The organism is Paenibacillus sp. FSL R7-0313 (genome assembly GCF_037969885.1).
GTDB lineage: Bacteria > Bacillota > Bacilli > Paenibacillales > Paenibacillaceae > Paenibacillus.
Map to the genome: position 1 here is coordinate 5,742,739 of NZ_CP150219.1, position 20,612 is coordinate 5,763,350.

Below are 20,612 nucleotides of genomic sequence, written 5' to 3' on the forward strand. Positions count from 1 at the left end.
AACCTTCTCCTGAACCTCTTTACAAAAAAAAGAGCAAAAAGCAGTCCGGCCGATTACTTCCGCCGGGGCGGACCCGCGGGCTGCTCTTTGCTCTTCGTTTGTCTATACGCTATCGGTTAAGCTCCGGCTTCCGGAAGCTTCAGTCGATCAAGTGCTGCAGATGCAGCCTGTTGTTCCGCTTCCTTTTTGGAACGTCCTGTACCTCTGCCGAGCCTTTCTTGACCCATATGGACCTCCGAGACAAACTCACGTTCATGGGCAGGTCCCCGTTCCTCAACGATACGGTATTCCAAAGCTCCCATATTGTGATGCTGAGTAAGTTCCTGCAGTTCCGTTTTGTAATCACTCATTTGCAGCTTGCTACCCAATACAATTAATGGGAAGACATGCTGATCGAGAAATGCCCGGACAGGCGCAAGCCCCTGATCCAGATACAATGCACCAATGAAAGATTCAAACACATCTGCCAGCAGAGCCGGCCGTGTCCGTCCTCCAGTTAGTTCCTCACCTTTACCAAGAAGTACATACTGCCCAAAACCCAACGCTTCAGCAAATTTGACGAGGGAAGGCTCACAGACAATGGATGCCCGCAGCTTAGTTAATTCGCCTTCCGGACGGTTAGGATACAAATGATACAAGTACTCCGATACAGTCAGTTCCAGCACGGCATCGCCCAGAAACTCCAGGCGCTCGTTGTCCTGATGCTGACTGAACCGGTGTTCGTTTACATAGGAAGCATGGGTAAACGCTTGTTTTAAAAGCTGCCTGTTGTCAAATTTGATTTGAAGTTTATGTTGTAACTGCTTCAGATCTTCACTCAAACGAACTAGCCCCTTATGCTTCAAATTTTTTGAGAATAATGGTGGCATTGTGACCGCCGAATCCAAATGAATTGGACATGGCAATATTAACTTTGGTTTGACGTGGAACATTTGGTACATAATCCAGATCACATTCCGGGTCCTGATTTTCCAGGTTAATCGTTGGAGCCAGTGTCTGATGTGTCAGGGACAATCCGCAGATGACCGCTTCTACACCACCAGCAGCGCCAAGCATGTGACCCGTCATGGATTTAGTGGAACTCACGGCGAGCTTGTACGCATGATCACCAAACGCCTTTTTGATCGCAAGCGTTTCGGATCTGTCGCCTACAGGCGTCGAAGTTCCGTGTGCATTAATGTAGTCCACTTCTTCAGGCTCAATACCCGCATTACGAAGTGCCATCTTCATGCAACGTGCTGCTCCATCCGGATCTGGTTCTGTCATGTGATGTGCATCACCTGTCAGACCGTAACCAATCACTTCACCATAAATGCGTGCACCACGTTTTTGAGCATGCTCCAGGGATTCCAGAATCAGAACACCAGCGCCTTCACCCATAACAAAACCATCACGTTCTGTATCAAAAGGACGGCTTGACTTCGCAGGATCATCATTACGTGTAGACATTGCGCGCATCGCACAGAACCCTGCAAGACCCGTTGGTCTGATTGTTGCTTCCGCACCACCACAGATCATGGCATCTGCATCACCATTGGCAATCAACTTGAAGGAATCTCCAATAGAGTGTGTACCTGTTGCACAAGCGGTAACAACGTTAATGTTAGGACCTTTGGCACCAAGAGAAATGGACATTTGGCCTGAAGCCATGTTGGAGATCATCATGGGAATAAAGAATGGGCTTACCCGTTTTGGACCTTTTTGCAACAATGCGTTATGTTGATCCTCCCATGTACCCAATCCACCAATACCTGATCCGATGGATACTCCGAAACGCTCTGCATCAATATTCTCGTTAATTTTCAGACCACTGTCTTCAACGGCTTTGAAACCGGCTGCCACAGCGAACTGTACAAAACGGTCCATTTTGCGAGCATCCTTGCGATCCATATATTCTTCCGGGTTGAAATCCTTGATCTCGGCTGCAATCTGTGTCGTGTACTCACTAACATCAAACGCCTCAATCTGAGAAATTCCGGACTTTCCTGCCATTAAACTGCCCCAGAACGTTTCCAAATCTTTTCCGAGCGATGTCATTACGCCCATTCCGGTAATTACTACTCTTTGTTTCAAACCGAGTCACCTCTATATCGACTGCATTACGCAAGTATTTTGTGGGAATATCCGCAAACAGACATCTACTCAACCAAGATAGGCCTGCTTAAGTAGAGCTGCTTGCGGAATGAGAAAAACCAATGAATGATGAGAAGTCCCGCCTGTTCGAAAACATGTGCGGGACTAAAAATGACTTTAGGTATGAGATTGTATGTAGTTTACAACTTCACCTACGGTCGTGATTTTTTCTGCATCTTCATCAGAGATTTCCAAATCAAATTCATCTTCCAATTCCATGACCAATTCCACTACATCCAAAGAATCAGCACCCAAATCTTCTTTGAAAGATGCTTCAAGTGTAACTTCAGCTTCGTCTGCGCCCAAGCGGTCGACGACGATGCGTTTTACACGCTCCAATACATCGGACATCCGGTTCACCTCCTTCTTTGGTATTATACGAGAATCGCAGGCAAAATGCCATAGAAGACATATGCGGCTCCCGGCCGGGGAACCCGGCCTTTTTCCGGCATTTCGGATCGTCCAGCGCCTGTTCCCCGACTATTGTTCAAGTCCGGGAAGAATTACATGTACATGCCACCATCGACATGCAGCGTCTGCCCTGTCATATAAGATGAAGCCTGTGAAGCCAGGAACGTGACTACACCGGCAATTTCATCCGGCTGACCCAAACGGGACAACGGAATACCACTTAGCATACCGTCCACCAGCTCCTGGGACAACTCTTTTGTCATATCTGTCTCAATGAAACCTGGTGCAACACAGTTAACTGTGATTCCACGAGAAGCCAGTTCACGAGCAGATGCCTTTGTCAGGCCAATGACTCCTGCTTTGGCAGCAACATAGTTCGCTTGTCCAGCATTACCGAGCACACCTACAACCGAGGAGATATTGATAATTCTTCCCGACCGTTGTTTCATCATTGGACGTGTAACCGCCTTAAGGCAGTTAAACACACCTTTGAGATTGGTTTCAATAACCTGATCGAATTCTTCCTCTTTCATACGCATGATCAGATTATCACGGGTAATTCCAGCATTGTTCACCAGAATATCAACGTTACCCCATGCTTCGAGAGTAGCTTTGACCATTTGTTCAGCTTCATCCATCAGACCAACATTGGCTTGAAGTGTAATCGCCTTGACTCCTTTGGCACGAATCGCTTCCGCCACTTCCTCAGCTGCCGCTTGGCTACCCGCATAATTCACGGCTACGTTCGCTCCAGCTTCTGCAAGTGCCAGTGCAATACTGCGCCCAATGCCCCGGGATGCCCCGGTAACGAGTGCATTTTTACCTTCTAATGGTTTAGACATAATCATTCCTCCTTTCCCCAAATCTATATCAGTTCAACCAAAGAATGTTTACACTTGCCACTCCGATGACAGAATAACCTTCCGATCGCTGTTATCCCCAGATTTTTTGATTCCCTTTTCTAAAGGGAAAATCCGGTGATAAAGGCGAACACTCCGCTTCTTCAGGTTTTTTCTGTCCTCTCCGTTCTCGTGTAAAAAGTTTAGTTTAACTCATATAATTCCTTCTAATTCACTTGCCGTTGCTTCGAGCGTTTCAAGACTGTTCACATTGTACAGTTTTACGGTTTTATCTGTTTTTTTAATCAAACCGGTCAATACACTGCCAGATCCAATCTCGATGAACGTATCCACGCCTTGCTCAATAAGCCATGTCACACTGTCTTCCCATAATACAGGAGAATAGACCTGAGCTGTCAACAAATCCTGAACCTGTCCATCCTCTACAGGTCTTGCAGTCACATTAGCGACTACAGGGACCGCTGCCGGTGAGAACGTAACGGTTTTCAGTTTCTCTGCCAGCTTCTCAGCTGCACCCTTCATCAATGAAGAGTGGAACGGACCGCTTACTTCAAGTGTAATAGCGCGTTTACCGCCTGCTTCTTTCACTCGCTCCGCAACTGCAGCTACGCCTTCCTTTACACCAGAAATGACGATTTGTCCCGGACAATTCATGTTGGCAAGTTCAACCGCATGACCACTTTCAGATACGTCACGGCAAAGCACCCCCAGCGCTTCCCGATCCGCACCCAACACAGCAGCCATCGCTCCTTGTCCACCCGGTACTGCCTGCTCCATATACTGACCACGCGCCCGCACAGTGCTCACTGCGTCAGCAAACGAAAGAACGCCCGCTGCCACCAGTGCACTGTATTCTCCCAGACTGTGTCCAGCCGTATAGTCAGGCTGAATTCCTTTTTCTTTGAAAGCTTCAAGCAAGGCAATACTTGCTGTCAACAGAGCCGGTTGTGTATTTGATGTCTGTTTCAACTCGGTCTCCGGTCCTTCAAATACAAGGTTGCTCAGCGAGAAACCCAATGTTTCATCTGCTGTGCGAAAAATCTCGGTTGCCGCAGGCACGGACTCATACGCGTCCTTGGCCATGCCTACAGCCTGTGATCCCTGTCCGGGAAATACAAATGCTATTTTACCCATCTCATTCATCTCCCAGATGTCTATTTTACCAAACGAGTACCGATGCACCCCATGTCAAACCGCCACCGAATCCAACCATCAGAACGGTATCTCCGGCTTTCATGCGACCTTCCTCTGCTGCTTCTACCAGAGCAAGCGGGATGGAAGCAGCAGATGTGTTTGCATACTTATCCACGTTGACTACAACCTTTTCTTCAGGAAGTTCAAGTCGTTGCATCGCAGATTGGATAATCCGAATATTCGCTTGGTGAGGAACAAACAGATCCACATCCGTACGCTCCATACCAGCCTTGCGTAATACCTCAATGGTAGCCGTCCCCATGACACGTACCGCAAACTTAAACACTTCACGACCGTTCATGTTGATGTAATGCTTTTTATTTTCAACGGTCTCTGCAGTAGCAGGCAGACGGGAACCGCCGCCTTCCATCTGAAGAAGACTACCGCCAGCACCCTCGGCACCGAGATCGAATGCTTTGAATCCGCGACCTTCCGGAACTTCACCAACAACTACCGCGCCTGCTCCATCACCAAAGAGGACACAAGTGTTACGGTCTGTATAATCCGTAATACGAGACAAGCAGTCCGCACCAATCACAAGTGCATTGTTGTACATACCGCTTTGGATGAAGCTCGTAGCACTAGCCAAACCGTATACAAATCCGGAACAAGCAGCCGACAGATCAAATGCCGCGGCACCTTTTGCACCCAATTTGTCCTGCAAGATGCAGGCTGTCGATGGGAACGAAGAATCCGGGGTAATGGTTGCAACAATGATCAGATCAAGATCACTGCCTGTCATGCCTGCAGATTCAAGGGCTTTAATAGCCGCTTCATATGCCAGATCAGAAGTTGCCTGATCGGGTGCAGCGATGTGACGCTCTTTGATTCCTGTACGACTGACGATCCACTCGTCATTGGTATCGACCATTTTCTCCAGGTCGCTATTTGTCAAAATTTTCTCAGGCACATATTTCCCTGTACCAATAACCCCTACTGGGCGCAAATTATTCATATCGTCACTCACTTCCCGCTAATTTCCTTAGATATACTCTCTACCAGCTGATTCTGCACTGCAATCCGAGCTTGGCGCACAGCATTTTTGATGGCATTGCCATCAGCAGATCCATGACTTTTCACAACCAGTCTGCTCAAACCGAGGAGCGGCGCTCCGCCATGCTCCGTATAATCCAGCTTTCGTTTCAACCCACGCAGCTCAGGCATTAGTACAGCTGCAGCCAGTTTACTTTTGAGAGAAGATGAAAATTGTTCCTTAAGCAAGGCGAAAATGGCACCTGCTGTGCCCTCTAGCGATTTCAGCAGGATATTCCCTGCAAAACCGTCACATACAAGCACATCACAAGCACCAGTCAGCACATCACGTGCCTCAACATTACCGACAAACCGAATTGGGAGTTGTTCCAGTAAAGGGTATGCATGTTTGGTTAACTCATTTCCCTTGCCTGGCTCTGTTCCTACATTGAGCAAGCCCACTCGCGGGGACTCAATGCCCTGTACTTTTTGCCGATACAAACTGCCCATCAGGCCATACTGTGCAAGGTGCTCCGGTTTGGCATCCATATTCGCTCCAAGATCCAGCGCAAGCACACCTACATCATCAATCGTTGGAATCATAGGCGCTAGCGCCGGACGTTCAATGCCTTCCATGCGACCTACAACAAGCAAACCCGCTGTCATCAACGCTCCAGTATTTCCCGCCGAGATCATCGCGTCCGCTTCGCCCTCTTTCAGCATGCGGCCAGCGACCACCATGGAGGCATCCTTCTTGCGACGCACTGCTTTGACGGGTTCATCATCCGAACCAATAACTTCGGAAGCATGCCGAACCGTAAGATTGGCAGGTCTCACACCTGACTGACTCAAAAGAGGCTCCAGCTTGGCTTCATCGCCGATCAGGACGATCTGTGTATCCGCCCATTCCGTGGCTGCGGCAATTGCACCTTCTACCGTTGATGCAGGTGCATTGTCGCCTCCCATGGCATCAATGACGATTTTCATTCCAAATGACCTCCTTCTCCGCTGTCTTCTCCACCTGAATGGTAGATTACAAAGTTGCCTTGAAACACCATTTCTTCACCTACATAAGTAAATACTTCCACTTTGGCTTTGCCCTTTTGACCCGGAATCGATCTCACATAAGCCTTTGCAATACATTTCTCTCCCAAATGAACCGAACGGACAAAGCGAATGTCTGCTGATGCAGTCAACGCGATCTCGTCATTAATAATCGCTACAGCCAAGGAGTTAGCCTGCGCAAAGACATAGTGTCCACGTGCAATGCCTGTTCTGGAAAACACGTGTTCTTCCTTAATCTCAAACAGGGAAATCCCGCTTTTGTCCAGTTGCAGATCCACAATATCACCGATTATCTCATGCAAGGGCAACGAGCGTACCTGATCATACGAGAGCTCTGCCATCAGTTTCATCCGCTCCCGAAGTTCGGGTATTCCAAGTTCCAGCCTGTCAAGACGAATCGTCTGAATACTCACCTTCAATTGGCGTGTAAGTTCCTGATCCGTCACAAACGGGTTCTCTTCTATCATTTTGGTTAACTGCTGTTGCCTCTGTCTCTTCGGTACACGTTCGATGCCTGACACCCCCCGCTGTATCGTTTACGGAACCGTCCCGTCCGGCCAGTTCAACCATTCTTTCGTGTTGCTTCTATAGTTGCATCCCTGGTCACCAGGGTCGTTCTCAAACGGATTATGGTTCTTCTATATGTAACGTCAAATCTTAGAACCTGGTACTAAACTATAGTATATCTCATCCCGTGTCAAAAAGAAAGACTGGCCTAACAAAAACAATTCACCCTTGTGGAGCAAGGATTTCATGCTAGTTAGCTCACTCTACCTACACTCTCTAATCCAAAAAAAGTAGCACCTCATCGAAATGAAGTGCTACTTAATGTCCAACTATTATTGAGAGATGATCTCTCTTGCTTTGTACGTTCCGCACACTTTGCACACGTGGTGACTAAGTTTAAGTTCGCCACATTGTTCACATTTCACCATGCCCGGTACAGCCAATTTAAAGTGAGTGCGACGTTTGTCGCGACGCGTCTTGGACGTTCTCCGTTGAGGTACTGCCATTATTCCCACCTCCTTATCAAAATCAACCTTTGCAGGTAGTCTTAAAATGTTCGATTTTCAATCATGCTCATTTAAAAAAATCCTTGAGCCCTGCAAGCCGCGGATCGATAACCTGGTTATCACAACCGCAGTCACCTTCGTTCAGCTCATGGCCACACTTGGGGCATAACCCTTTGCATGTATCGCTACATAGCGGTATAAACGGAAGATCCAGCAGAAAAGCTTCCTCGGCATAACCTTTCAGATCAACGCTATCCCCATCCACATAGAGCGTATCGTCGTCTTCGTGTAATTCCTCTGGCTGTTTTCCCTGCTTGAATTGCTCATGAAAATCAATATGAAAATGTTCATTGATCGGCTTAAGACAACGGGAGCACAACATGTCCATTCCTACTGTCAGCTTGCCATGAACATCCACAACGTCACCTTCTCTGAATTCTGCAGATAAGTCCGCAGTCAGCGGGGTAACGGCTGTGATATCTTGTCGGTTAGAAACCAGTTCCTTGATATCCCACTGTTCGTTAAACTTCAGGGGACCATCACTGGTAGCCACTTTGCGAAATGGCATTAACATTTCCATCACTCCAAACGAAACCAATTTCATAATTCATGTCAAACGTATCACGACAGTTATACAGGTCAAGCCTGCTTTTGTAAAGCAATATATCCTGACTGTATGTATTCTGACGATTCACCGTTAAAAGTATTATGAAATTGACTTAACAAACAAAAATCATTATACCGATTTTTCAAGACGTTTGTCAACACTTTTAACTTTACACCCTTTTTAAAACCAATGGCTCAGAACCGTTTACTCCATCTGGTCTATTATAGACTCACTTCAAGATAAATCACAAGTCGTCATTTTAGTTGTAGTTCCTTGCAAACAGCGGTCACATTTCGTTAACGTTTAGTGTGATCTATATCACACAGACCCGCTTGCCCCCTATCTATACTTGCTATAAACCAAAGCACGATCAGCTCCATGACCGATTTATTATCCAACTATTTCATATCATATCGGGAGGGAAAATGTATGTTAAGTGAGAACACCATTAGAGTCATTAAGTCTACAGTCCCCGTACTTGAAGTCCACGGCGAAGCGATCACACGCCATTTCTATGAAACGATGTTCGCAGCTCATCCGGATCTGCTGAATATTTTCAATCACGCAAATCAGAAACAGGGACGACAGCAAGCTGCCCTCGCCAATATGGTATACACCGCTGCCCTGCATATCGATAATCTGTCCTCCATCCTGCCTGCCGTCCGGCAAGTTGCACATAAACATCGCAGCCTGGGTATCGTTCCGGAGCAATATGCGATTGTCGGCACCTATCTGCTACAAGCCATCAAAGATGTCCTTGGAGACGCGGCAACGGATGAAATTATCACCGCATGGAGTGAAGCCTATAATGTCATTGCAGACGCCTTTATCGGGATCGAACAGGACATGTATGCGGAAGCAGAAAACCAGACGGGTGGCTGGGAAGGGTTTCGTACCTTCAAGGTTGCCAAGAAAGTGCAGGAAAGTGAAGTCATCACGTCCTTTTACCTCGTTCCAGACGATGGTCAGCCTATCGCCACCTATGAACCAGGACAATACATCAGTATCAGAATCAAACCAGAAGCACAGTCATTTACCCAGATTCGTCAGTATAGCCTTTCAGATACCCCGGGTAAACCTTACTATCGCATTTCCGTTAAAAGCGAGCTGGGTGGATTAGAACGTCCTGATGGAGTTATATCCACGTATCTCCACGATCACATTGAAGAAGGCAGTCTGGTGGAGCTATCCGCTCCTGCTGGCGACTTCACGCTGAATGCAGACGATAAACGACCTGTTGTTCTCCTGAGTGGCGGTGTCGGTCTGACGCCCATGATCAGCATGTTAAATACGCTGGTTAACTTGAATGAGAATCGTACCATTACATTTTTGCATGCAAGTCCCAATGGTCAATCGCACGCGTTCCGTGATCATGTGAACAGTCTGGCCAAACGTAATCAGGGCGTTAAAGCTTATTATTGTTATACTCAACCTGAGGATTCTGATCATGAAAATGAGTATTTTCATAAGGAAGGTTATATGGATGTGGTCTGGCTTCGCCAAGTGATTGATGAACTGGATGCCACCTATTATCTGTGCGGACCCGTTTCGTTCATGCGGGCAGTGTATACGGAACTTCAGGCGCTTGGTGTTGCAGCGGACAATATTCATTATGAATTTTTCGGGCCTAAAGCAAGTCTTTCTCCCGTGCCGGAGAGTGTCTAAACGTTCTGAGAATGTGAGATGTGATTAGCCTAACTTCTTACTAATGTATATAAGTGTATGGGTAAGTGTCCTATTATGATGATTTATTAAGATGACTTATTAAAGATGAAGAAGTTGTTCTCTACACTTACAGGGATGTCCCATAAGTCGTGAATATGACAGGGGATATCCCTTGTTTGTGTTACTTTGTTTTAATGATCCTGAGACACGCTATTTGCTCCCATTTGCCCAAATCTGAAATCTAACGAATCACAGAGATGTTATTTCGTCTATTCGGTCAATTTTTCGATTTTGGTGACGTTTTATGACGAAATAGCCTTACTGAGGTTCGTTAAATCTTACAAACGTTAACGATCCGCCTTTTAAGGTGCGGTAGATTCGTTAGCGCTTGGAGCGAGGCGGAATTCCTTTTGATACAGCCCCTTTTTCTTGTCTGAATTGGTGCATGATTTGATCTAATACATGACATCCCCTATGATGGAATGGATGTTATACATACTCGGTTATCCAATCGAAAGGAGTACCTCTAATCATGAAAGCCGTAGGCGTCATTGTTGAATATAACCCCTTGCACAATGGGCATGTTTATCATTTGCAAGAAGCTCGGCGGCTAAGCGGCGCAGACGCCGTTGTTGCAGTCATGAGCGGCCCTTTTCTCCAGCGTGGCGAACCCGCCATCGTGGGTAAAAGGGCGCGCACCGAGATGGCGCTGCACGCAGGCGCCGATCTCGTGCTTGAACTGCCGGTTGCGTACGCGGTACAACCGGCGGAGTGGTTTGCCTTCGGTGCGGTATCCCTGCTGCACCGCACCGGCATTGTGGACTCGCTCTGCTTTGGCAGCGAGTCCGGCGACCTGGACAGCCTGCAGCGCATTGCGCGCGTGCTGGCTGTGGAGCCCGCAGGGATGCGCGAGGACATCGCGCGCCGCCTGCGGGAAGGCGCCAGCTATCCCGCCGCGTACGCAGGCGCGGCGGCAGCGCTGGCGCCCGGCGGCGTCGATGCTCACGACGCCGCTGCACTGCTGGAGCAGCCCAACAATTCGCTTGGGCTGCACTACCTGATCGCGCTGCAACGACTTGGCAGCGCGATCCAGCCCTTTACGGCGGCGCGTACCGGTGCCGCGTATCATGAGGCGACGCCCGGGCCGGGGGCGATCGCCAGTGCCACAGCCGTCCGCCGCCTCCTGATGGCGGACGGGCCCAACGCCGCCGCGCCATACGTGCCGGCGGCGACCCTTGCCATTCTGCATCGCGAATGGCAGGAAGGGCGCGCTCCCATACACTGGGAGCGCTTTGCACAGCCGCTGTTGCACCTTGCGGCCACCCGCCGTGCCTCCGAGCTGGAACGCATCGCCGAAGTCACGGAAGGCCTGGAACACCGGCTGAGCCGTGCACTCGCTCAGCTCCCGGAGCCTTCAGTCGAAGCACTCCTGAATGCACTGAAGACCAAACGATACACACGCACCAAACTCCAGCGTATGCTCGCCCACCTGCTCCTGAATCACACCAAAGCCGAGTGTTCACCAGAGCAATTGGCTGCCGGACCCGGATATCTCCGAGTCCTCGGATTTAATGCTCAAGGGCAGAGCCTGCTTAAACAAATGAAGAAAACTGCATCGCTTCCAGTTGTGCTGAAACCGTCGACGTTCACACACAACCAGCTGGAATTGGATATACAAGCTCAGGTTGCGTATGGGCTCGCTTGCGAGCATAGGGACACACGCAAGATGTTCAGTGATTATTATGAGTCTCCGGTGAGACTGTAATCCGCTTTTGACCATAAGGCTTCATCTCTATGGAGCTTTTTATTCCATCATCAAACAGATCATTGATGTCCACTATTCGTTACTCAACTATACAATTAAAAAATCCCCTTGCTGCGCGCCGCTCAGGCACCTCGCAACAAGGGGATCTCCTTATTCACTTCTCTTGTTCTCTTAATTCTTTTAGTTATTTTAATCCCTTTGAGTCTTGTGGGTCTAGTGAGTCTATTGATCTTCTCAAATCTCTTGATCACACTTCATTCCACTTTAATCAATTATTCCGATTTCATCCGTACTTATCCATCCGGTTCAACGTTGGCTCGATCTCTTCCCGCCCGATTATAACCTATGATTTCACGGATAAGGTTTTCAGATAAGCCAACGCATCATCCACCGTGCTCACAGGCACAAGTTTCATTTTGGTGCCGATCTGTTCAGCCTTGGCTGCTGCTTCCTTATAGTTATCCTTCGGCACAAAGAAGATCTCCGCTTCTTTTCGATCAGCAGCTACAATCTTGTGCACTACACCACCAATGGCACCCACCACACCGTCCTTGGTAATGGTACCTGTACCCGCAATTCGATGACCTTTGGTCAGATCTCCAGGTGTTAACTGGTTATAGATCTCCAAAGTAAACATCAATCCGGCAGACGGACCACCAACCTGGGTATCGGTAAAGGAGATCTGTTTGTCCGGATCTTCGGCTTTCACCTTCTGAACTGCACCAATCATTACGCCCAATCCCGGGCGGGTTTCACCCGTTTTACTATCTTTTACCTGAATCAGTTTCACGTCCCGGCTAATGGTCTCTCCACCACGTTCCAGTTGCATTTCGACTGTATCTCCAACCTTTTTATCTTTTAACTGGGCAGAAAGCACCGTATTATCCGGCGTAGCTGTTCCATTCACTCCCAGAATGATATCTCCCGGAGCAATATCTCCTTCCGGTTTTGGATCTTCGGACAGTCCAAATACAAAGATATGTTCAGGTACAATAGAATAAGTCACACCAGCCTGCTCATATGCAGCCTCCATTGCGGAGGATTGTGAGTCACTCATGAACCACACCTGTTCGGCAGAATATTCCGCTTCGCTTTTGCCGCGCAGTCGGTCTTCCTTTTTATCCACTTGAGCATTTTTATTGAACAGAGAGGTTCCTAGCAAAAACACATTGGCATATGTTGCCGACACGGTCGTCATCATGAACACACCGCGTTCTTCCTGGTCTCCACCCTTAACGGTTACCATTGGTTTTACTTCGTCTGCACTGCCAGGCATATATATGATATACGGCGTTGGCATGTACACGGCAACATAGACGACCAGAGCCACCACGATCACAAAGATCGAAGCTCTGAATCCGCCAGATTTCCGAATCCGATTCATCGCATGAGCCTCCGTTCTTTGTATCTCTATATAAGCTGAACTCTACACTAATCAGCGATCGTAATTCCACCTTGTGAATACTTCCATTCGTCGGTTAGATTCACGCTCCTTATAATGCAGATACTCAGCTCATCTTGTTTAATCATTTTTTTCAAGTCTAACACTCTGGTCCTTGTGCATACAATGGTACAGGCCGGATAGGCCGCTGTATACAATAGCCTGTCCGGTCAAGGCCGAACCGCCCTTCGGGCGTCATTCGGCCGTCCATAACGATTCAGATGCCAAATCGGCGTTATCTGATATGAGGTGAAACGATGACATTACAGAGCGAGGTTAGAGATTCTGGCCCGTTACGAACGATAATCCTAAGTACCGGCGCTTTAATGTTGGTCATTGCGGTAGTTGCTTCCCCCAAAGAAGCGTTTGATGCCTCTATTCAAGGTCTGGATATATGGTGGAAAATCATCTTCCCTGCCATGCTCCCGTTCCTCATGTTATCCCAAATGCTCACTGCGTTTGGATTCACCCACGCGATCGGCGCCTTGCTCGGACCGTTAATGCAACGCTGGTTTAGGCTTCCAGGCAACGCAGGTCTGGCGATTGCCGTTGGCATGTGCGGCGGATTCCCCGCAGGAGCAGATGCAGTATCCCGTTTATTTCAGGATAGACAAATTACCGCCAAGCAGGCGGTTGTCCTTGCGGCGGCATCTCATTTTGCCAATCCAATGATGATCATACTGGTCGTTGGTGCTGCTTTTCTCCACCAGCCAGCAGCCGGATATTTTCTACTCATGGTCCACTGGATCAGCGGCTGGATTGCTGCCATTCTTGCCACGCGTCTCCTGCCTGCACCGGGTAACCAGAAAGACAGGGTTGGCTCGACAGCCGTACAAGCAGATAAGAGCTCTCTTGATTCTCAGCCTGCAAGTCCTGCAAGTTCCACAAGTCGCTCATCTGCACCCCACCACGCAACGTTCAAACGACGCAGTGTATGGTCTGATATGATGATCGCAGCCAGAGAAGCCCATCGTCGTGATGGAAGAGGATTTGGCAAACTGCTCGGTGACACCGTATCTCAAGCTGTACAGACCTTGATGATGACTGGTGGATACATGATCGGTTTTGCCGTGTTTATCCGGTTGGTCTCCCTATATCTGACTCCCGGGTCCTCTGCTGCGCTGTGGCCAGCCTTCTTTGAGCTTCATCTGGGCACCTATCATTTGAGCCAGACTTCACTTACACCCATGCTGCTCATATCTCTACTTGCAGCCGTTCTGGGATGGGGTGGATTATGCTCCCATCTGCAAGTCTCTGCTGTCCTGAGAACAACTGGTCCAAGCAGCAAATCGATGTTGTATTTTGCCGGAGTTCGTCTGACTCATGGATTAATTGCCTTTTTCATCAGTCTGTTCCTATGGATGCCGTTCAGCCGTTATAGCACAGAAGTCTGGACCACATTACAGACGAATGCAGAGCAGGACCTCTCAACACCATTTGGTTGGCTACTCATACATAGTCCTGGTAACACATACACGATCAACACCGTTTGGAGCGTCTTCCCTGCTGCATGCATGGGTCTTGCGTTACTTCTTGCAGTCATGGTTAGTCTATCGGGTCTTACCTTCTGGTTTAACCGCCGGTTTTCTCGCTGATTTTCTGACGGAGCGCAGCTTCCACTTCAGGTGAGACAAGATCTGTAACATCTCCATGATAATGAGCGATTTCTTTGACGATGCTGGAACTTAAATAGGAATACTTGGGATTCGTCATCATAAATATCGTTTCCGCATCCGGATTCAACTTGCTGTTGGTCGATGCCAATTGCAACTCGTATTCAAAATCAGTTACCGAGCGTATACCACGAACGATGACCTGAGCTTCCTTTTGCCGAACGTAATTGGCCGTCAGATCGCGGAAACTGTCTACCTCCACATTTGGTAGATGGCGGGTTACTTCCGTAATCAGTTCTTTGCGTTCCTCCACCGTAAACAGTGGATTTTTGCTCATATTGTTCAACACAGCCACAATGACGCGATCAAATTGCTTTGACGCTCTGGCGATAATATCCAGATGCCCCATCGTTACGGGATCAAAACTTCCAGGATATACGGCGATCCGTTCCTGTCGATGTATCATTTCAGTCATGAGGAGCCTCCTCTTCCGGTGTAATGGATTCTCCATCTTCAACTGCTTCAGGTGCATAATAATAGATGGATACTGCCGTCTCCCCATACAATGCCTTGCGCGTTTGTTCAAACGGGCCGAATTGCTCAGGGTAATCATGTTTGGATTCATATTCAAGCACGATGGTTGCTTCGGGTTCCAGAAGTTCCAGTTCGTGCATGGTTAACATCAACTCGTGCCCGTTCTTCATGCGATATGGCGGGTCGAGAAATACCAGATCAAACGTTGTGCCTCGCTTGGCGAGTGCCTTCAATGCCCGACCAGCATCATTACGATATACGGCCGCCTGGTCTTCCAGCTTGGTCGCCTTCAGATTCATGCGGATAACTTCAATACTTTTTGATTCCAAATCAACAAAAACAGCCTTGTCCATGCCGCGGCTCAGCGCCTCAATACCGAGACCTCCACTGCCTGCAAACAGATCCAATGCTGTGCCGCCCTCAAAATAAGGACCAACCATGCTAAATAACGCTTCCTTCACCTTGTCGGTGGTCGGCCGCGTACCCGTGCCAGGAACAGCCTTCAGCGGCCTGCCTTTTGCACTCCCAGATACCACTCTCACTTGACGAGTCACCTTTTCTCTATGTAAGTTTATTGATACGACTATCGTACCACACTCCGGTTCAGTTTGAAAAATGTGCGGTCTTCATTTCCCTTGGAAAATTGTTGACGAATTGTTGACGCATATGTATAAAAAGGAAACAATCGGGCGATTCTATAATTATCGACATCACAAGTGTCGTAGACAACCGCGGAGAAGACTTACGTTTCCCCATAAGCTCTTCGTCCGGTTTCTCCTCTCCCATGAAAAGTAGGCCCTCGAAAGAGGGCCTATTTTTGTTGTTTATATCACATTATTTAGTTAGTTATACTTTTCTTCAAATTCACTTATTTCGGCTTGCTCTTCGGTCTGCAACCATCCAATCTCCCTCAGCCACATGCCCATATCTGCGATAAACTCATTCACTTTTAGATGTTCAATCTTGTATTTCTGGATCTTTTCACTCAAAAACGCATAAAACTCATGGCTTAATGCATACCGTTGTTTGCTTTTGCTTAATGTCTTATACCGATCCTCATTGAACACCAGATCAAAATAGATGACATTCTCCTTCTTCACATGCCTAACGGTGGATCTTCTATCGTATTCTTCAGGGAGACACCTGAAAACAAAGAATAGTTCAATATCAACTATTTGATATTTGCTTTCTGCTTGATCAAAAACAGACTGCAACTCATCCGAAAGATTGGCAACTTTCGTTAAACCTGAAGTGTCAGTTGATCGGCCCAGAATCATCACTAAACTCCTCCTTGTTCATTTTCAACATTCGTAATGAAACTAAAAAAGGTTGACTAGTGATGTAATCTCCGTCAACCTTTCCTATGTTCATCCTCCTTGTTCATTACCCCAACGTAGCAAGACCTTACGAGTTCAGCTCTCGATGTTTCCGATTGGAAATCCGCAAATTGATCAATGGAATGATAAGCAAAACAACCGGCAAAAGAAGATTTATCGAACCATTCTTAATCATCATGAAGGTAATAAACAACACGGCGAGCCAAGTCATAATCTCCGTCATTTCATATTTGGTTAACGTCAGCTTGAATGCTTTTTTTGAAATGAAACGAATTAAGAAATAAGCGATCAAGCTATAGAACAGGATCATTCCCAAGATAGCAACAAGGATTATGAGGTACATATCCACCATAAAAAATCTCACCCGACCCTTATATCATTTCCTTAATTTTGCTTACTTCTCTTCAACAACAATCGTTGCATTATAGATCACAACGCGTTTCCCATTGAGATCAAATAATACTTTATTGCCGTATTCCGTATCTTCCACGTCAATTTTGCCATCATAGGTCTGAATCAATTCACCATTATTGCTGTACACTTTAACAATCCTCTCCAGGCCACCCGAGTTATTGGACCTCATCGTTTTGAGTGCACGTTCACCTGAAGCGGTATTGAAATACCATATGAAACATCCAACAATGATACCCAAGAAGACCAACACCGTCACCCATATACCTGTCTTTGCTTTTTTACTCATCTTGAACCCCCCTCTTATGTTTCCTGTCTCGTACATTACGAGGTTGGAGAGAGAACGGTTTCATACAAAGCCTCTCAAGCTGTTCGTTGACATAACAAAACAGAGGCCTTCGATGAGCGAAGACCTCTGTTCTTTATAGGATACATTCTTTATTCTGTACGTCTTTTAATTACAGTGCACGAATGACAAATTCAAATGTTAGTTCGCCGTCCGAAGGGATCAGGTATTCCGGATGAACCGGAGCACCCCAGCTATCATCACCGCCAACACCCATTTGTTTACCTGCTACAGTCACGACAGTATAGTGCACAGGGGGCAATTCGTACGCATGTTGTGCGTTCTCCAGCTCAAATGCCGTATATGGTGATACATTTAGCTCAACCGGGGTTCCGGATGCTTCAATTTTGAAGCCACGTCCCGCATTGTCTGTCAATTTGGCCCAACGTACGCCCGTACGGTTGCCTGATTCCTGTGGTACCAGATATGGAGCCATGGTATCAGCTACCTTGCTGCCGTGGATACTGAGACGTGCGCCAAATGCGCGGTCTGCATAGTTTTCCTCGGGTCCCATCGCGAGCCATTCCACGTTTTCGAAGTCAGGTGATGTTCTGAAGGACAATGCATGAATTGGCAGGTTTGGCAATCCGGCTGTACCTTTGTACGTATTATGCACACGTACGCTTCCATCTGCATGAACGGTATATACCACTTTTACTTGTACATCCGCCGAAATGTTGAGCTTGTACGTGAACTCGATCCGGTATTGATCCGGTTTCTGTTCCGCTTTCCACTCTACAGGACGTGGCATCAGGCTCGCTGCATACCAGGCACCCAGTTCGAAGCCCATCGCCATGCCTTTGTCATTATCCGTCATTGCACGCCAGAAGAGCGGTGCAGGTGGCACAGCAATCGTCTCACGACCGGACAATTTCAGGGAAACCAGTGTCCCAAACTGTTTGGAGAACAGCGCATGTGTCTTGCCAGCACGAACACCGATATTAACGTCACCTTCAACCACCTGTACATCACTTACAAGGTTCAAGTCGACTTCAACTGCATCATTTACCTGATCCTTTGTGAAAATAAACTGTCCAAATGCCACTTCTTCACCTTTGTCAGCCCACAGTGTAGCTTCTTTTAACACAAATGCAGTGTTCACAGCGTACTCGCCGCCCGCTAGAGCTTCTGCACCCAGCGGAAGTTTCACTACCGTCTCGCTTTGTGCATCCACGTTCACTTCCAATGTTCCACGCAGCACTTCATGTCCCTCGCGCTCCAGGCTGTATACCAGTTCCAGCGCAGACGTATCTGCGAACAGGTTACCGTTCACGATTTTAACACCTTCACGATCCGGGAACAGCTTGATGTTCTGGTAAAGGAATTTGACCTCCTGCATTTTCGCAGTTACTTTACGGTCAGCATGGACAATACCGTTGCCACAGAACGAATAGTCTGATGGACGATCACCGAAATCTCCGCCATAAGCGAGGAACTCTTTGCCGTAACGATCTTTTTTATAAATGGATTGGTCGATGTAATCCCAGATGAAACCACCTTGATACATCGGATATTTATCTTCCAACTCCGTATACTTGTGCATACCGCCAATAGAGTTACCCATGGCATGCATGTACTCACAGCTGATATAAGGTTTCGTCGGGTTTGCATTCAGGAATTCCTCAATGTCCGCCGGTTTGGCATACATGCGAGTCTCCATATCACTTGTTTCATCGAAACGGCGATCATGGAATACACCTTCGTAATGTACCAGACGTGTTGGATCAGCTGATTTGAAGTATTGGGATACTTTGTAGATGACTTCACCACCATGTGATTCATTACCACAAGACCAGATCAGAATGGACGGATGGTTTTTGTCACGCTCCACCATGGATACAGCGCGGTCCATAACGATATCATGCCATTCCGGTTTGTCACCTGGAATAACCCATGAAGGCTCAACGGCACCAAGTTTCTGCCAAGATCCGTGTGTCTCCAGGTTCATCTCATCAATAACATACAATCCATATTCATCACACAGCTCATACCACAGACTTTGGTTTGGATAGTGTGACGTACGTACAGCATTCATATTATTCTGTTTGATCGTACGAACATCCCACAGCATATCTTCCTTCGTAACTGCACGTCCACGACGCGGGTTGAACTCATGGCGATTCACACCTTTGAATACGATACGTTTACCGTTGATGTGCATCACTTTATCGATCATTTCAAAAGTACGGAAACCAACGGCTTGAGGAACAACCTCAACCAGTGTACCCGCAGCATCATATACACGAATATAAAGGCGGTACAAGTATGGAATCTCTGCGCTCCACAGATTCACTGTACCAATATCTTCACGAAGACTTACTTGTCCATCGTTAACCTTGGATTCAAACGTTTTAACGGTATTGCCTTCACGATCACGAAGTTCAGCCTCTACACGTGCTCCAGCAACCGCTTTTCCTTCCAGTTTCAAATCTAGTTGCAGTGTACCGTTCGTATAGGACTTGTCCAGATCAGTGCGCACATGAACATCACGTACGTGTGCAGTTGGGACCGTATACAGATACACATCTCTGAAAATACCGGAGAAACGCCAGAAATCCTGATCTTCCAGCCAGCTGCCTGTGCTGCGTTGATACACCTCAACCGCGAGTTTGTTTTCTCCATCCTGTAGGAATGGCGTAAGGTCAAAATCAGATGGCGTAAAGCTGTCTTCCCCGTATCCTACGAATTGTCCATTAAGCCATACATAGAATGCAGACTCTACACCTTGGAAAGAAATATATACCGGATTCGACTCCCAACCTGTCGGCAGGTGGAATGTGCGAATGTAACTTCCAACCGGATTTTTATCCTGCGGCAATGCCGGCGGACGAATTTCATTCAGTCCATCCCAAGGATATTGTGTATTTACATATTGAATCTGTCCGTATCCTTGTAGCTGGATGTGCCCCGGAACTTCAATATCATCCCAGCCTTCACTGGAAAAATCGGATGTATAGAAAAACTCAGAACGGCTGTCTGGACGAATTGCATAGTTGAATTTCCACGTACCATTCAGATCATAACGCATGGACATCGCGCCTGAACCTACAGCCTCGTCCATTGTTTGGTAATAACGGTGATCGGAATAGGCATGAAGACGGTTCACCTCAAATACACTTACGTCCCCCAACCAGTTGATATCTGCCTTTGTTGCTTTCATCGGCTCTCTCTCCCTTTAAAACGTTATAGTTTGACTTATTCAAGGTTTATTCTGGGTTTCCTTTTGCTTTACATAAACAAAAAAG

General features: G+C 47.4%; 20 protein-coding genes. 3 read left to right on the forward strand and 17 right to left on the reverse strand.

Going from position 1 to position 20,612, the window contains the following annotated elements:
- Positions 1-116 precede the first annotated feature (116 nt).
- From rnc to NSQ38_RS25000, 10 genes are all read right to left on the reverse strand, one after another.
- Positions 117-821: a ribonuclease III gene (gene rnc, locus NSQ38_RS24955; protein ID WP_091031948.1), complete on the reverse strand. Its 705-nt coding sequence runs from the start codon at positions 819-821 to the stop codon at positions 117-119.
- A gap of 13 nt (positions 822-834) precedes the next feature.
- A complete protein-coding gene (gene fabF, locus NSQ38_RS24960; protein ID WP_062833763.1) occupies positions 835-2,073 on the reverse strand; it encodes a beta-ketoacyl-ACP synthase II in 1,239 nt (412 codons plus the stop codon).
- A 177-nt stretch (positions 2,074-2,250) separates the two neighbouring features.
- Positions 2,251-2,484: an acyl carrier protein gene (gene acpP / locus NSQ38_RS24965; RefSeq protein WP_024630176.1), complete on the reverse strand. Its 234-nt coding sequence runs from the start codon at positions 2,482-2,484 to the stop codon at positions 2,251-2,253.
- Positions 2,485-2,636: 152 nt separating this feature from the next.
- On the reverse strand, positions 2,637-3,386 hold the full coding sequence (fabG, locus tag NSQ38_RS24970) for a 3-oxoacyl-[acyl-carrier-protein] reductase (RefSeq protein ID WP_017689228.1): 750 nt from the start codon (positions 3,384-3,386) through the stop codon (positions 2,637-2,639).
- A 210-nt stretch (positions 3,387-3,596) separates the two neighbouring features.
- Positions 3,597-4,538 (reverse strand): ACP S-malonyltransferase, encoded by a 942-nt coding sequence (fabD, locus tag NSQ38_RS24975; protein WP_339784593.1) that lies wholly within the window; start codon positions 4,536-4,538, stop codon positions 3,597-3,599.
- 25 nt (positions 4,539-4,563) lie between these two features.
- Positions 4,564-5,553, reverse strand: a complete 990-nt coding sequence (locus NSQ38_RS24980; protein WP_338593790.1) for a beta-ketoacyl-ACP synthase III — start codon at positions 5,551-5,553, stop codon at positions 4,564-4,566.
- A gap of 8 nt (positions 5,554-5,561) precedes the next feature.
- Positions 5,562-6,557, reverse strand: coding sequence for a phosphate acyltransferase PlsX (plsX, locus tag NSQ38_RS24985; RefSeq protein ID WP_017689231.1), 996 nt, complete (start codon positions 6,555-6,557; stop codon positions 5,562-5,564).
- Entirely contained in the window at positions 6,554-7,102 is a 549-nt protein-coding gene (gene fapR / locus NSQ38_RS24990; protein WP_047842457.1) for a transcription factor FapR, read from the reverse strand. The genes plsX and fapR overlap by 4 nt, the downstream gene beginning before the upstream one ends.
- A gap of 372 nt (positions 7,103-7,474) precedes the next feature.
- Positions 7,475-7,648: a 50S ribosomal protein L32 gene (rpmF, locus tag NSQ38_RS24995; RefSeq protein ID WP_017689233.1), complete on the reverse strand. Its 174-nt coding sequence runs from the start codon at positions 7,646-7,648 to the stop codon at positions 7,475-7,477.
- Between the two features lie 67 nt (positions 7,649-7,715).
- Complete coding sequence (locus tag NSQ38_RS25000; protein WP_338593788.1) at positions 7,716-8,222, reverse strand: DUF177 domain-containing protein; 507 nt, start codon at positions 8,220-8,222, stop codon at positions 7,716-7,718.
- A gap of 462 nt (positions 8,223-8,684) precedes the next feature.
- Here NSQ38_RS25000 and hmpA point away from each other — a divergent pair, with 462 nt between their 5' ends.
- Together hmpA and NSQ38_RS25010 are read left to right on the forward strand one after the other, a co-directional pair.
- Positions 8,685-9,920, forward strand: a complete 1,236-nt coding sequence (gene hmpA / locus NSQ38_RS25005; protein WP_339784595.1) for an NO-inducible flavohemoprotein — start codon at positions 8,685-8,687, stop codon at positions 9,918-9,920.
- A gap of 532 nt (positions 9,921-10,452) precedes the next feature.
- Entirely contained in the window at positions 10,453-11,685 is a 1,233-nt protein-coding gene (locus NSQ38_RS25010) for a nucleotidyltransferase (protein WP_091031958.1), read from the forward strand.
- 343 nt (positions 11,686-12,028) lie between these two features.
- On the opposite strand, the gene NSQ38_RS25015 is transcribed toward NSQ38_RS25010, so the two are convergent.
- The gene (locus NSQ38_RS25015) at positions 12,029-13,069 is read right to left on the reverse strand and encodes a SepM family pheromone-processing serine protease (RefSeq protein WP_091031961.1); all 1,041 of its coding nucleotides are present in this window, start codon (positions 13,067-13,069) and stop codon (positions 12,029-12,031) included.
- 314 nt (positions 13,070-13,383) lie between these two features.
- On the opposite strand from NSQ38_RS25015, the gene NSQ38_RS25020 reads away from it, so the two are divergent.
- Positions 13,384-14,721, forward strand: a complete 1,338-nt coding sequence (locus NSQ38_RS25020; protein ID WP_339784598.1) for a nucleoside recognition domain-containing protein — start codon at positions 13,384-13,386, stop codon at positions 14,719-14,721.
- Here the strand turns inward: NSQ38_RS25020 and coaD are convergent.
- The 6 genes from coaD to NSQ38_RS25050 form a co-directional block, all read right to left on the reverse strand.
- On the reverse strand, positions 14,699-15,205 hold the full coding sequence (coaD, locus tag NSQ38_RS25025) for a pantetheine-phosphate adenylyltransferase (protein WP_085981453.1): 507 nt from the start codon (positions 15,203-15,205) through the stop codon (positions 14,699-14,701). The two genes, NSQ38_RS25020 and coaD, sit on opposite strands and share 23 nt — an antisense overlap.
- A 1-nt stretch (position 15,206) precedes the next feature.
- The gene (gene rsmD, locus NSQ38_RS25030) at positions 15,207-15,815 is read right to left on the reverse strand and encodes a 16S rRNA (guanine(966)-N(2))-methyltransferase RsmD (protein WP_036609474.1); all 609 of its coding nucleotides are present in this window, start codon (positions 15,813-15,815) and stop codon (positions 15,207-15,209) included.
- A 300-nt stretch (positions 15,816-16,115) separates the two neighbouring features.
- The gene (locus NSQ38_RS25035; protein ID WP_339784599.1) at positions 16,116-16,550 is read right to left on the reverse strand and encodes a hypothetical protein; all 435 of its coding nucleotides are present in this window, start codon (positions 16,548-16,550) and stop codon (positions 16,116-16,118) included.
- A 127-nt stretch (positions 16,551-16,677) separates the two neighbouring features.
- Positions 16,678-16,953, reverse strand: a complete 276-nt coding sequence (locus NSQ38_RS25040; protein ID WP_339784601.1) for a hypothetical protein — start codon at positions 16,951-16,953, stop codon at positions 16,678-16,680.
- 51 nt (positions 16,954-17,004) lie between these two features.
- Entirely contained in the window at positions 17,005-17,310 is a 306-nt protein-coding gene (locus tag NSQ38_RS25045) for a hypothetical protein (RefSeq protein ID WP_127543817.1), read from the reverse strand.
- Between the two features lie 169 nt (positions 17,311-17,479).
- Positions 17,480-20,527, reverse strand: a complete 3,048-nt coding sequence (locus NSQ38_RS25050; protein ID WP_339784603.1) for a glycoside hydrolase family 2 TIM barrel-domain containing protein — start codon at positions 20,525-20,527, stop codon at positions 17,480-17,482.
- Between the last annotated feature and the right edge of the window lie 85 nt (positions 20,528-20,612).